At 73.4% G+C, this 12246-nt stretch carries 13 protein-coding genes; 2 read left to right on the plus strand and 11 right to left on the minus strand.

Going from position 1 to position 12246, the window contains the following annotated elements:
- Nucleotides 1–79: 79 nt before the first annotated feature.
- Nucleotides 80–1528: a sensor histidine kinase gene (locus tag ABZ479_RS01680; protein ID WP_500459285.1), complete on the plus strand. Its 1449-nt coding sequence runs from the start codon at nt 80–82 to the stop codon at nt 1526–1528.
- Nucleotides 1529–1659: 131 nt separating this feature from the next.
- Here ABZ479_RS01680 and ABZ479_RS01685 read toward each other — a convergent pair whose 3' ends face one another.
- Both ABZ479_RS01685 and ABZ479_RS01690 read right to left on the minus strand, forming a co-directional pair.
- Nucleotides 1660–1917, minus strand: a complete 258-nt coding sequence (locus ABZ479_RS01685; RefSeq protein ID WP_018563321.1) for a WhiB family transcriptional regulator — start codon at nt 1915–1917, stop codon at nt 1660–1662.
- Between the two features lie 316 nt (nt 1918–2233).
- On the minus strand, nt 2234–3202 hold the full coding sequence (locus ABZ479_RS01690) for a diacylglycerol/lipid kinase family protein (RefSeq protein WP_499611653.1): 969 nt from the start codon (nt 3200–3202) through the stop codon (nt 2234–2236).
- 74 nt (nt 3203–3276) lie between these two features.
- Between ABZ479_RS01690 and ABZ479_RS01695 the strand changes: the two genes are divergently transcribed.
- Nucleotides 3277–3702: a hypothetical protein gene (locus ABZ479_RS01695; protein WP_500459287.1), complete on the plus strand. Its 426-nt coding sequence runs from the start codon at nt 3277–3279 to the stop codon at nt 3700–3702.
- 42 nt (nt 3703–3744) lie between these two features.
- On the opposite strand, the gene ABZ479_RS01700 is transcribed toward ABZ479_RS01695, so the two are convergent.
- The 9 genes from ABZ479_RS01700 to ABZ479_RS01740 all read right to left on the minus strand — a co-directional run bounded on the left by ABZ479_RS01700 (nt 3745) and on the right by ABZ479_RS01740 (nt 12205).
- A complete protein-coding gene (locus ABZ479_RS01700) occupies nt 3745–4728 on the minus strand; it encodes an RNA polymerase sigma factor SigF (RefSeq protein WP_499611658.1) in 984 nt (327 codons plus the stop codon).
- Between the two features lie 13 nt (nt 4729–4741).
- Complete coding sequence (locus ABZ479_RS01705) at nt 4742–5155, minus strand: ATP-binding protein (RefSeq protein WP_319138557.1); 414 nt, start codon at nt 5153–5155, stop codon at nt 4742–4744.
- Nucleotides 5156–5359: 204 nt separating this feature from the next.
- Nucleotides 5360–5869, minus strand: a complete 510-nt coding sequence (locus tag ABZ479_RS01710) for a GNAT family N-acetyltransferase (RefSeq protein WP_499611660.1) — start codon at nt 5867–5869, stop codon at nt 5360–5362.
- A 10-nt stretch (nt 5870–5879) separates the two neighbouring features.
- Nucleotides 5880–6770 carry a 1-aminocyclopropane-1-carboxylate deaminase/D-cysteine desulfhydrase gene (locus tag ABZ479_RS01715; protein WP_500459288.1) on the minus strand — a complete coding sequence of 297 codons (891 nt, stop codon included), beginning with the start codon at nt 6768–6770 and terminating at the stop codon, nt 5880–5882.
- Nucleotides 6771–6786: 16 nt separating this feature from the next.
- Entirely contained in the window at nt 6787–8304 is a 1518-nt protein-coding gene (locus tag ABZ479_RS01720; RefSeq protein WP_500459290.1) for a hypothetical protein, read from the minus strand.
- A gap of 493 nt (nt 8305–8797) precedes the next feature.
- A complete protein-coding gene (locus tag ABZ479_RS01725) occupies nt 8798–9859 on the minus strand; it encodes an NAD(P)H-dependent flavin oxidoreductase (protein ID WP_500459292.1) in 1062 nt (353 codons plus the stop codon).
- Nucleotides 9859–10590: a CoA-transferase subunit beta gene (locus ABZ479_RS01730; RefSeq protein ID WP_500459293.1), complete on the minus strand. Its 732-nt coding sequence runs from the start codon at nt 10588–10590 to the stop codon at nt 9859–9861. The genes ABZ479_RS01725 and ABZ479_RS01730 overlap by 1 nt, the downstream gene beginning before the upstream one ends.
- A complete protein-coding gene (locus tag ABZ479_RS01735) occupies nt 10587–11417 on the minus strand; it encodes a CoA transferase subunit A (protein WP_500459294.1) in 831 nt (276 codons plus the stop codon). The genes ABZ479_RS01730 and ABZ479_RS01735 overlap by 4 nt, the downstream gene beginning before the upstream one ends.
- Nucleotides 11414–12205 (minus strand): enoyl-CoA hydratase family protein, encoded by a 792-nt coding sequence (locus ABZ479_RS01740; RefSeq protein WP_500459295.1) that lies wholly within the window; start codon nt 12203–12205, stop codon nt 11414–11416. Before ABZ479_RS01740 ends, ABZ479_RS01735 begins: the two co-directional genes overlap by 4 nt.
- Nucleotides 12206–12246 lie beyond the last annotated feature (41 nt).

The following is a 12246-nucleotide window of genomic DNA, read 5'->3' on the forward strand; positions in this document are numbered from 1 at the left end:
ATAGGTCGTCGAGGGCCTTTGTGAAGACCGGATGGCGGCCCCCGCCATGAGCGCGGGTACGCTCATTTGCGTGCCCTCCATGAACGATCTCGTACGCCAGCACACGGACCTCGACGATTCCGATCTCGAGTGGCTCCACCTGCTGGTGTCGGAGTGGCAACTGCTCTCCGACCTCTCCTTCGCGGACCTCGTGCTGTGGGTGCCGACCAGTGACGGGACCCGTTACGTGTCGGTCGCCCAAATGCGGCCGAACACCGGCCCGACGTCGTACCAGGACGACATGGTCGGCCACCTGGTGCCGCGCGGCCGCCGCCCGATGCTGGACGCCGCGCTCGACGAGGGCCGGATCGTCCGGGAGGGTGACCCGGAGTGGCGCGAGGAGGTCCCGGTCCGGGTCGAGTCCATCCCGGTGCGCCGGGCCGGCCGGGTCCTCGGGGTGATCGCCCGCAACACCAACCTGCTCACCGTACGGACCCCCAGCCGCCTGGAGCTCACCTACCTGCAGAGCGCCTCCGACCTGGCGCAGATGATCGCGGCGGGCAGCTTCCCGTTCCCCTCCGAGCAGGTCGACATGGACGCCTCGCCGCGCGTCGGCGACGGCCTGATCCGGCTCGACGCCGAGGGCGTGGTCCAGTACGCCAGCCCCAACGCGCTCTCCGCCTACCACCGGCTCGGCCTGGCCGCCGACCTCGTCGGCCACCACCTGGGCTCGGTCTCCGCCGAACTCGCGCCCTCCCGGAGCAAGAGCCACGAGGCCCTGGTGACCGTCGCCGGCGGCAAGGCACCGCGGGAGACCGAGATCGAGGGCAACGGCGGCGTCATCCAGCTGCGGGCGATCCCGCTGAGCCCCAAGGGCACGCACAACGGCTCCCTGGTGCTGCTGCGCGACGTGACCGAGCTGCGCCGGCGGGAGCGCGAGCTGATCACCAAGGACGCCACCATCCGGGAGATCCACCACCGGGTGAAGAACAACCTGCAGACGGTTGCTGCCCTGTTGCGGCTGCAGGCCCGCCGGATGGACTCCGACAAGGGCCGCGAGGCGCTGGAGGAGGCGGTCCGCCGGGTCGGCTCGATCGCGATCGTGCACGAGACGCTGTCCCAGAACCTCGACGAGTGCGTGGAGTTCGACGAGATCGCCGACCGCGTGCTCGCGATGGTCGCGGAGATCTCCCCGGGCCGGGTCACCGCGCGCCGCAGCGGACGGTTCGGGATCCTGACGGCCGAGGTGGCCACGCCGCTGTCGATGGTCCTCACCGAACTGCTGCAGAACGCCCTGGAGCACGGCTTCGGGCCGGGCGAGCAGGGCACCGTCGAGGTGGCCGCCGAGCGGCGTGGGCAGAAGCTGGGGATCGCGGTGCGGGACGACGGGCGGGGCCTGCCCGCCGAGTTCGACCCGCAGCGGGCCGGCAACCTGGGGCTGCAGATCGTACGGACCCTGGTGGTGGGGGAGTTGGGCGGCACCTTCGACATGGTCCCGGCCGAGGAGCGCGGCACGAAGGTCGTCCTGGAACTGCCGCTGGAGGGCTGACGCCGGCCCGCCGGCCGGGCCCCGGGAACGCCGAAGCCCCGGCCGCTCGGGGAGCGGCCGGGGCTCTTCGCGTCGCGATGCTGCGCGGTTCGGAGGTGCTGCGCGCTGCGGCTCGGGGGTAAGCGAGTGCGTCAGGCGCTGGCGTTGCGGGCGCGGTTGCGGGCGGCGCGGCGCTTCATTGCGCGACGCTCGTCCTCGCTGAGGCCACCCCACACGCCGGCGTCCTGGCCGGTCTCCAGCGCCCACTGCAGGCACTGCTCCATCACGGGGCAGCGGCGGCAGACGGCCTTGGCTTCCTCGATCTGCAGCAGCGCAGGACCGGTGTTGCCGATGGGGAAGAAGAGCTCGGGGTCTTCCTCGCGGCAAACGGCGTTGTGACGCCAGTCCATGGCTGCTCCATCTCCTTGTGTTGCATGCAAGTTGCTTGTGAATGTGAACGCTTTCACGAATCCGCCAACACGACACGGGACATCGCCCAGTCTCCTGGTGCGGTCCCGCTGGGAAGTGGTGAGGATTCGGCTACCGAGGACGCCCGATGAGCGGCTGTCCCGATCGCCAGGAAGAGCCTCGCAAACCTGGGCTGCGGATACAACCCCTTCCAGAAAGTTTTTTTTGATTCCTCGGTGTCGGCTCCGTCACAGCCGTACTTCCATGGGGTGCAGGGCAGCCTAAACGTTCGAGTGAAAGGACTTTATGTCCTTCTGCTTACACAATCACACGCAGTGCACGGCGTACGCCTGTGAAGGTTGCGCTCATTCGCAGTCCCAGGTGGTCTCCGTCCACCTGGAACGGCAGTGGCGCCTGCGAATGCAAGGTGAAGTCCGTCAGATCGTGCAGCGAGGTCGCGTGCTTGCCCTCGGGCCCGCGCTCGGGCGTCGAACGCAGCAGCTGGGTGGCGTAGCGGGCGACCGCCGCGGTGGACAGCCGGGACAGTCCGAGCACGTCGAGGGCGGTGTCGAAGGAGGCGCGCGGCGACGCGTAGATCGGCCGGTTGCCCAGGTAGGTCCACGGCGCGGTGTTGCAGACGAGGGTCAGCACCAGGTCGGTCACCGGGTCCTCGCCGGGCCGCTCCAGGGTGATCGCGCCGGCGCGCCGGTTGGGGTCGGCGAGGAACTGGCGCACGACTTGGCGTATGTAGAGCGCGTGCGTCGAGCGCTTGCCGTGCTCGCGCTGCTGTTCCACCCGTCCCACCACGCCCGCGTCGAAGCCCAGCCCGGCGCAGAAGGTGAACCAGCGCGCCGGCACGCCCTCGTCCTCCGTGCCCGGGGTGCCGCTCACCAGGCCCAGGCCGACCGTGCGGGAGCTGCGCTCACGCAGGGCGTCCAGCAGCGCACCGGTGGCCTCCACGGCGTCGTTGGGCAGCCCCAGGGCGCGCGCGAACACGTTCGTGGAGCCGCCGGGGACCACCGCGAGCTTCGGCAGCCCGTCCGGGTCGGGGCCGTTGTGGAGCAGGCCGTTGACCACCTCGTTGACCGTGCCGTCCCCGCCCAGGGCGACGACCAGCTCGATCTCGCCGCCTTCCGCGGCCTGGCGCGCGAGGTCCCGGGCGTGACCCCGGTACTCGGTCGCCGCGACCTCCAGCTTCAGGTCGCTGGCGAGCGCGTGCGCGAGGACGTCACGCGTCCGGGCGCTGGTGGTGGTGGCGGCTGGATTGACCACGAGAAGGGCGCGCATGCCCGCCAGGGTACCTACCGGGCGGTACCGGGCCGCACCCCTGGTGGTCCGGATACGGCGGCTACCCTGCTGGGGTGAGTGGCAACGAGAAGCCCGCGACGCAGCCGGGCCGCACCCCCCGCCTCGCGGCGGCGGCCGCGGTCGCGGCACTGGAAGGCGCCGCCCTGGCGGCCTGGGGGATCGCGATGCTGGTCGTGGGGATCCTCGGCGACCCCGACAGCCCGCGCCAGGCGGAGGCCGGGGGTGTGACCGTCCTCGCCCTGGCGGCGATGCCGCTCGCGGCCGCCTACGGCCTGTGGCGCGCGCGCCGCTGGAGCCGCGGCCCGGCGCTGATCATCCAGCTCGTCGCCCTCCCCGTCGCCTGGACGATGGTGCAGGCGGGCGGCACGATGATCGCGGCGGGCGCCGCACTGGGAGTGGCCGCCGTCGCCGAGCTGGTGCTCCTCGTCCACCCGGCGGCCACCGACGCCCTCGGGATCGGGCGCACGGCCGAGCAGTGAACCGCGGCGCCCTCGGGCGCCGCCGTCACCTCCGTCCGGCCGTCACTCCTCGACCAGGAGCTTGTCGCGCAGCTGGGCCAGCGTGCGGGCCAGCAGCCGGGAGACGTGCATCTGGGAGATGCCGACCTCCTGGGCGATCTGCGACTGGGTCATGTTCCCGAAGAAGCGCAGCAGCAGGATCTTCTTCTCGCGCGGCGGCAGCTGCTCCAGCAGCGGCTTGAGCGACTCCCGGTACTCCACGCCCTCCAGCGCGTCGTCCTCCGCGCCGAGGGTGTCGGCGACGGCCGGCGACTCGTCGTCGGTGTCGGGCACGTCCAGGGAGAGCGTGCTGTACGCGTTGGCGGATTCGAGGCCCTCCAGGACCTCCTCCTCCGTGATCTTCAGGTGCTCGGCCAGTTCGTGCACCGTCGGCGCCCGCCCGTGCTGCTGGGAGAGCTCGCCGGTCGCCGTCGTCAGGGCGAGCCGCAGCTCCTGCAGACGGCGCGGGACGCGCACCGCCCACCCCTTGTCGCGGAAGTGCCGCTTGATCTCGCCGACGACGGTCGGGGTGGCGTAGGTGGAGAACTCCACCCCGCGCTCCACGTCGAAGCGGTCCACGGACTTGATCAGCCCGATCGTGGCCACCTGCGTCAGGTCGTCGAGCGGCTCGCCCCGGTTGCGGAACCGCCGGGCGAGGTGCTCGACCAGCGGCAGGTGCATGCGGACCAGCCGGTTGCGCAGCTCGGCGCGCTCCGGGGAACCCGGCGGGAGCTTGCTGAGCTCCACGAAGAGCGCCCGGGCCCCGGCCCTGTCGTGGGACTCATGGCGCCCGTGCGGCTCCTGCTCCTGCTCGTGGTCCTGCTCCTGCTGCTCCTGCGCCATGCGATCCGCCCGATCCGCCTGATCCGTCTGCCCGGCCGCGTCACTGCTCCCGAGGCCGGCCACGGGCCCGGTGCCGGGATGCGGCCGCGCCTCGTGGGGCCGGGCCGCAGGGGCGGGTACGGGGCGGCCCCGCACCTCCGGGGTGCTGCCTTCCAGATCGTTCACGGCGATTCCCCCGTTACAGCTGTCCCGGTCCGGCACCGCGCTTCTTGTGCAGGGCGATGCTCACGGTCTTGTCGTCGGCCACGCTGGAGTCCACCTCGCCGGCCAGTGCGGACAGCACCGTCCAGGCGAAGGTGTCACGCTCCGGGGCGCGGCCGTCGGTCGTGGGCGCCGACACGGTCACCCACAGGGCGTCCCCGACCAGGCGGAAGACGCAGCTCAGCACGGACCCCGGGACGGCCTGCTGGAGCAGGATGGCGCACGCCTCGTCCACGGCGATGCGCAGGTCTTCGATCTCGTCGAGGGTGAAGTCCAAGCGGGCCGCGAGTCCTGCCGTCGCCGTACGCAGCACCGACAGGTAGGCCCCCGCCGCGGGCAGCCGGACCTCGACGAAGTCCTTCGACCCGGGCTCGCCTGCGATCTGGGACACCCTCACCTCCAAGGTGGCACACGCACTGCCCTCATCGGCATTGCACTGATCTGGTTCGGTTCGCCAGCGACGCTATCGCGATCCGTACCCCGGTGTCGCCCGGACGGAGCACGGCCGCCGCCGTGACGGGCCCTGACCCGGCACCCCACGGCTGTCACCCATAGTAGGCGCACGAGCACGCAACGTCGCTAGTGGTCTGCGGTCTCAATTCGAAAGAGATGTCGCTTTGTTGACACGTGCCTGCTCAGCGAGGTCGCGAAGGGGTTCGCCGGTCAGTCGTTGTACCGTCCATTCGTCCTGGGGACGGGCGCCCATCGCACGGTAGAAGGCGAGGGACGGCTCGTTCCAGTCCAGCACGGACCATTCGAAGCGCTCGTAGCCCCGCTCGACGCATATGGCGGCGAGACCGGCGAGCAGCGCCTTGCCGTGGCCGCCGCCGCGCGCATGGGGGCGCACGTACAGGTCCTCCAGGTAGACGCCGTGGGTCCCGGTCCAGGTGGAGAAGTTCCGGAACCACAGCGCGAAGCCCACGGGCGCGCCCAGGGTGTCGTCCTCCGCCATGAGCGCGAAGACGGCCGGATCCGGGCCGAAGAGCGCGTCGTGGAGTTGTTGCGTGGTGGCCCGCGCGCTGTCCGGCTCCCGCTCGTACTCCGCGAGTTCGCGGATCATCGCGTGGATCTCCGGGACGTCGCCAGGGGTCGCGGCTCGGATCATGCCAGCAAGGCTAACCGGTCGGCCGCCCTGTCACGACGGCCGCGACCGTCGTGCCCGGCGCGAAGGCACCCTCCTGCGCCAGCGAGTACAGGCCGTGGAGCATCTTCGCGACGTAGACGAGGTCCGGGACGAAGCCGTGCCGCGCGCCGAAGTCCTCCGCGAACGCCCGCAGCTCGGGCGAGACACGGGCGTAGCCGCCGTGGTGGAAGCGGTCGTCCAGCAGCCAGCTGCCGCGCGGGCCGCCGAAGGCCGCCTCCTGGAGCCGGCGTATCTCCCCGGCCAGGAATCCGCCGCCCTTGAGCACCGGGAACCCGATGGCCCGCTGCCCCGGGTCCAGACCGGCCGCCAGGCCCGCCAGGGTGCCGCCCGTCCCGCAGGCCACGCCCACGACGTCCGCCATGCCGCGCAGCTCCTCGCCGAGCGCGGCGCAGCCCCGTGCGGCCGGCGCGTTGCTGCCGCCCTCGGGGACGACGTAGGCGGGGCCCAGACGCTCCAGGAGGGCCGCCAGGACCTCCGGGTCGTCCTTGCGGCGGTAGGTGGCCCGGTCGACGAAGTGCAGCCGCATCCCGTCGGCGGCGGCCTGCGCCAGGGAGGGGTTCAGCGGGCGGCCGGCCAGTTCGTCGCCGCGGACGACACCCGTGGTCCCGATGCCCAGCAGCCGCCCCGCGGCCGCGGTGGCGCGCAGGTGGTTGGAGTAGGCGCCGCCGAAGGTGAGCAGCCGGCCGTGGCCGCCGTCGAGGGCGGCCCGCAGGTTCAGGTGGAGCTTGCGCCACTTGTTGCCGGGCAGGTCGGGGTGGATCAGGTCGTCCCGCTTGAGGAGGACGCGCACGCCACGCCCGGTCAGCCGCTCGTCGCCGTGCAGCTCGACCAGCGGGGAGGGCAGGCGGACGTCCGGGATCACCCGCCCATTGTGGCCGTCACCTGGGGGAGAGGTGCACGCGGTAGCCCGGGTGGTAGCTCAGGTTCGGCAGCGGCCGGGAGGGCCAGTCACGCGCGTACGCCGGCGGCTGCCCGCCCCGTGGGGTCAGGACGGCGACGGGCTGCGTGCGGGCCAGCCGCAGGATGCCGGCCGCGGTCATGTTCTCGTTGTTCCCCGCGGTCTGGCCGGAGGCGCAACGGGCCTGGTAGCCGACGGGCGTCGCCATCGGCCCGGTGACCAGGCACGGCGGGCGCACCCCGAGCCGGTTCAGTTCCGCGGCCATGCGCGCGTAGTCGCCGTTGCCGATGGTGGAGCTGCGCACCGCGCGGTGCAGCACGATCTGCTGGGTGACGAGCTGCGCGAGCACGACGGCGACCACGGTCCCGGTGACGGCCGGCCGCAGCGCCGGCCGTACCCGCGCGGGGAGCAGCAGGAGGCACTGGGCCGCGGGCAGGGCGAGCAGGGCGTACGCCGGGAGCAGGAAACGCGGTGCGGCGTAGTCGATGAGCACCAGGTAGGGCAGCGCCAGGGACAGGCCGCACACGGCCGGCAGGAACCGCGCACCGGGCGCCTGCCCCTCACGTCGTGCCGCGAGGGCGACGCCGGCCGCCACCAGGACGGGCAGGACGAACCACCACACGGCGTCCCCCTTGTGCTGCCAGACGGCGTCGCAGGGGCGGCACAGCGTGTGGGAGGCGTCCAGGGTGCTGAGCTGGTCGGCGAAGGCCAGGTGCCAGCCGAGACCGCCCTCGATCTCGTTCGCGCGGTCCATCCGGGCGAAGACGCCGCCGTAGGCGGTGAACGCCTCGACGACCCACTGGGCGCCGCCCAGCAGTCCGCCGGCGGCGATCACCGCGAGCAGCGTCAGGCGGCGCCGGCCGCGCAGGAAGAGCGCGGCGACGCACAACGGCAGGGCCAGCCAGACGGCGTCGTGCGGGCGCAGCAGGGTGAGGGCGGCGAACGCCGCGCCCAGCCCGGCGAGCGCACCCCGGCCGGTGCGGCCCGGCGCCGCCGCGCGCAGGTAGCAGCCCACCGCGATCAGGGCCACCAGCGCGACCCAGAGGTTGGGCATCGCCTGGGGGCCGTACAGCAGCGTCACCCACAGTCCGCTGAAGAGCAGCCCGGCCAGTGCCACCACCCGGGTGCCCAGCAGCGGCTTCCAGAGCCACAGGGCCAGGAAGAGTGCCGCGCCCGACAGGACCGCCAGGTAGACGCGGAGTGCGAGGGTCGAGGCCGTCAGCAGCGCCACCGGCGCCACGAGGGCCGGCACGCCCCGGGAGCGGGGTGCACTGAAGAACGCCGAGGGGATGTCCGCGGAGACCTGGCTGACGTAGACCGACTCGTCCCAGCCGAGGCCCATGCCGGGCGCGACGACCAGGAGGAGCTGGACCACGGTGAAGAGCGCCGCCAGACAGGCGAGCAGAAGGACCCCGGAGTGCGGGCGGCTGCGCGGCGGTGCGGCGTGGCGCGCGCGGTGCCGGGCATCCGGTGACGTCAGCTCATGCGTCGTCGCCATAGTGCGTCATGGCAACAGCCGTGACCCACGTGATCAAGGCGGCGCGCCGCTCCCCGGGGGCGGCTCGACCGGTGGGGTGACCGCCGATGGGCCCGTTCGCCCTCGGGAGGTCCCGGGCGGGTGACGTGGGCCGGTGGCGCCGCTTCCCGGGCGCGTTCGGGGTGGTCCCGGCGGGCGTGGGGCGGGTCGAGCCGCTGGCGGGGACGACGGCGCGGCCGGTTCGGGGGAGGCGTCACCCGAGGCCGTGTGCCGGACGTGGCAGGGCCTTGGGGCGCGCGGGGTATGTCGCCGGTCCGTGGCGCCGTTCCTCCGTCGCTGGTCTTCCCGGCGTCGGGACGGCGGCGCGGCCGGGAGGTGTGGGGTACCTGGACGGCGTCGTCCACCCCCTCGCCGAGACGACGTCTGCCGGGCGTGTGGGGGCGTGGTCCCGGGTCGCCGGGCCACCTGTGCCGCGCGGGGGCGGGGCGGGCGCGAGAGGGGCCGCCAGGGGTGTTCAGGCGGGTGCGGCGAGTCCGGCCAGCCGGGCGAGGGTCTGCTCGGCGTCGGCCATGACGCGTGCGACGAGCTCCGCGCAGGAAGGGAGGTCGTCGATCACGCCCGCGACCTGCCCGGCGGCCATCACCCCCAGGTCCGGGCGGCCGTCGACCATGGCGGACTTCAGCATCATCGGCGTGCTCGCGGCGAGCAGCGTCTGACTCCAGGTCAGCTTCCTGCCGTGCCGCATCGCCAGGCCGTCGCGCACCATGGCGCGCGGGCCCAGCCCCGAGAGGCGGCGGAAGGCCGCCGCGTGCCGCAGAGCGCGCAGCAGGGCGGACACCCTGCCCGAGCGCTCCAAGGCGGCCACCAGCTCGGTGCGGAGCATGCGGTGCGGCAGCCCGTCGACGCGGTCGGTGACGACGACGTCCCGCACCGAGGCGGCCAGGTAGCGGGCCTTGACCGCGTCGGGCACCGGGCTGTCGGAGGTGAGCAGGAAGCGGGTGCCCATGCCGACGCCGGCCGCGCCGTACGCCAGGGCGGCGGCCAGGCCGCGGCCGTCGAAGAAGCCGCCCGCCGCGATCACGGGAATGCCGACGGCGTCCACCACCTGGGGCAGCAGCACGGTGGTGGCGACGTCCCCCGTGTGGCCGCCGCCCTCGCCGCCCTGCACCATCACGGCGTCCGCGCCCCAGGCGGCGACCTTCTCGGCGTGCCGCCGTGCCCCGACCGAGGGGACGACCACGACTCCCGCGTCCTTGAGACGGCCGATGAGCTCGCGGGACGGGGCCAGCGCGAAGGAGGCGACACGGACGCCCTCCTCGACGATGACGCGCACCCGTTCCGCCGCGTCGCCCGCGTCCGCCCGAAGGTTGACCCCGAACGGCGCTCCCTGGGTGCGTTCGCGTACCTCACGTACGGCCTCGCGCAGCCGCTGCGGGCTCATGGTGGCCGAGGCGAGGATGCCGAGCGCTCCGGCGTTCGCCGTGGCCGACACCAGGCGGGGGCCGGCGACCCAGCCCATGCCGGTCTGCACCAGGGGGTGGCGGACCCCGGTGAGCCGGGTCAGCGCGGTGTCCATCAGGCCCGCACCTCCCGTTCCCGCAGCCCTCCGGGGTCGAGGACGCCACGGATCAGCCGCAGCTCCTCGGCCACGGGCTCTCGGGTGCGCGGCGGGTCCGCGGGGACCGGCAGCGGGAAGCCGGTGGCCTCCCGGAGGGCCGCCGGGCGGACCCCGGGGTGCAGGGAGCGGACGCGCATCGTGCGGTCGGCGGTCTCGAAGTCGAAGACGCCCAGGTCGCTGACGACCCGGCGGACGTCGTGGAACCGGGTGGCGGACGGGCCGGCGGCGGCCGCCCTGTCGTGGCCGACTCCGCACACCATGTCGACGCGTCCGACGAAGACCCGGGGCGAGTGCCGCGGCACCCAGTAGCTGGTGGGGTTGTTGAGCGTGTTCACGGGCGCGCCCCGCACCCCCAGCAGTTGCCGGGCGGGGCGCCGCCAGTCGCCGATGCACGAGATGTTCTGGTTGCCGTACCGGTCGAGCTGGCTCGCGCCCATCATGACGTGCCGCCGGCCGCCGGTGACCAGCGCCAGGTGCTGCCGGTAGGGCAGCCAGCCCTCCACCTCGCCCGCCGCGTCCAGGAGGAGGGCCTCACCGTCGGTGAGCAGCAGATCGGGTGCGAAGGTCAGCCGGGCCAGGCGCGCGCCCAGGGAGGGGATCAGGCCCATGGGGGCGGCCAGGATCTCGCCGTCGCCACGCCACGCCTCGGCGCAGGCGACGACGGCGTATTCGGCGCGGGTGGGGTTCACGGCCGCTCCTTCGCCGCGCCTCGCACCAAATGTTCGGCGAAGGCCGCCCAGGCGTCGGGATCGGCGGCGGCCCGGGCGTACTCCCGCTGGAAATCCTCGTCGCGGTCGTAGTCCGGGACGCAGGAGGTGAAGTGGGCGCCGTGCGGGGCCTCGACGACCCCGGTGACGAACTGCCGCTTGACCAGGAGCGACTGCGGACCGGCCACCTTGAGGAGGTCGGCGGTGTCGACGACGCGTTCGCACGACACATATGCGGCGTCCGCGGCCTCGCAGAACAGGTCGTCGAAGTACGGGTCCGGGCCCAGGTACTGGCCGTTGCCGCGGGCGTCGGCGCGGTTGAGGTGCACCAACGCGGCGTCCAGGTGCAGCGCGGGGACGGCCACCAGTTCCTCCCCGTCGTCGTACGGCGAGGTGACCGTCCGCAGCCAGGGGTTGACCCGCATCACGTCGGAGCCGAGCCCGGCGCGCACCGGCAGGAAGGGCAGCCGCTGCGCGGCCGCGGTCAGGCCCCACATCATCATGGCCTCGTCCAGCTCGGTGAGTTCGAGGGCGCCGCCTTCGCGGGCGGCGCGGAAGTGCGGTTCGAGGGGGATCGAGTCCAGCGTGACGAAGGCGGTGACCAGCCTGCGGATCCGCCCCGCCGCCGCCAGCAGTCCGACGTCCGGGCCCCCGAAGGACACGACGGTCAGGTCGGTGACGCCGGACCGCAGCACGGCCTTCACCAGGGCCATGGGCTTGCGGCGGGAGCCCCAGCCGCCGATGCCGACGGTCATCCCGGAGCGGAGCCCGGCGGCCGCCTCGTCCGCGGTCATGGTCTTGTCGCTCATGGCCGTCCCCCCGGTCCGGGAGCCGAGCCGGAACCCGGACCGGGACCGGTACGGGACACGAAGGCCTCGCGGTGCCGGTCCGCGACGCCGATGAGGTTGGCCTCGAAGGTGAAGCCCTGCTCGAAGCGGTAGCTGCGGCGGACGTCGACGGGGTCGATGCCGTTGATGGCGGCCTTGGCGAGGCGGAGCAACTCGCCGTCCTTGGCGGCGATCTCGCGGGCCAGGCCCAGGGCCGCGGCGTCGAGCTCCCCGCGGGGCACGACCCGCCAGACCGAGCCGTGGCGGTGGAGTTCGCCGGCGGTGACGGTGCGGGAGGTGAAGTAGAGCGTGCGCATGAGGTGCTGGGGGACCAGGCGCGCCAGGTGCGTGGCCGCGCCCAGGGCGCCGCGGTCGAGTTCGGGCAGCCCGAAGGTGGCGTCCTGCGCGGCGACGACGGCGTCCGCGTTGCCGACCAGGCCGATGCCGCCGCCCAGACAGTGGCCGTGGACGGCCGCGACGACGGGCACCTCGCACTCGTAGACGGCCGCGAATGCCTCGTGGCAGCCGCGGTTGGCGCCGACGAGGGCGGCGTGGCCCGCGGTGCGCTGCATCTCCTTGAGGTCGACGCCCGCGTTGAAGCCGCGTCCCTCGGCGCGCAGGACGACGCAGCGGACGTCCGGGTCGCGGCCGGCCGCGCGCAGGGCGGCGGCCAGTTCGTACCAGCCGCTCACGGGAAGGGCGTTGACCGGCGGGTGGTCGACGGTGACGGCGGCGACGCCGGGTTCGGGGTGCGAGGTGGAGACAGTCATCCGCGGATCAGCTACCTTTCCACCAAACGTTTGTTAGGGGA

The sequence above is a fragment of the Streptomyces sp. NPDC005722 genome, from assembly GCF_040630935.1.
Classification (GTDB): Bacteria; Actinomycetota; Actinomycetes; order Streptomycetales; family Streptomycetaceae; genus Actinacidiphila.